Origin of the sequence: Vibrio sp. M260118, from assembly GCF_036533755.1 — a bacterium.
Classification (GTDB): Bacteria; Pseudomonadota; Gammaproteobacteria; order Enterobacterales; family Vibrionaceae; genus Vibrio.
The window spans coordinates 1-534 of sequence record NZ_JATABG010000704.1; the positions used below are offsets into that span (position 1 = coordinate 1).

At 40.3% G+C, this 534-nt stretch carries 1 protein-coding gene; it reads left to right on the plus strand.

Features of this window, described 5'->3' with window-relative positions:
- Positions 1–409 (plus strand): substrate-binding domain-containing protein (locus tag QTO00_RS20705; RefSeq protein WP_331426396.1); only part of this gene is annotated, 409 nt, incomplete at its 5' end.
- Positions 410–534 lie beyond the last annotated feature (125 nt).

Here is a 534-nt window from a genome sequence, read left to right on the forward strand (position 1 = left end):
TATTGGTGTTGATCCTCGTGATAAAACAACCGGTAAATTACGTCTTGATGCGTATCTTGAATGGTGCCAACTGCACTCCCTCCCTGCTAGTTTTCAGACTGGCCAGTTGAATCATGAAAGTGCCTATTTGCTGGTGGATGAAGTCTTAAACGAAAAAACCCAAGCGATTGTGTGTGCCAGTGATACCCTGGCGCTAGGTGTCATCAAGCGACTGCAAGAACTTAATCGAGAAGATGTTGTTGTTACAGGCGTCGGTGGCAATGAGTTACTCTCTTTCCTATTTCCGAAAGTATTTAGCATCGATCCTGGTTACGCTTTGGCTGGAGAAAAAGCGGCTAAATTGCTGATTTCACAGATTAATGGCCAACTAGAGCAAGTTCATATCACTCAAGAACCTATCACTATCTAAACCTTTCTTTTCAAAGTGATTTAAAATTATACTGTGATCTCTTTCAATTAATGGGACTGTTCCCATTTTTATCTATTACCAGATCTGACATTATAACAAACATCTTTGGGAATGTTCCCATTAAT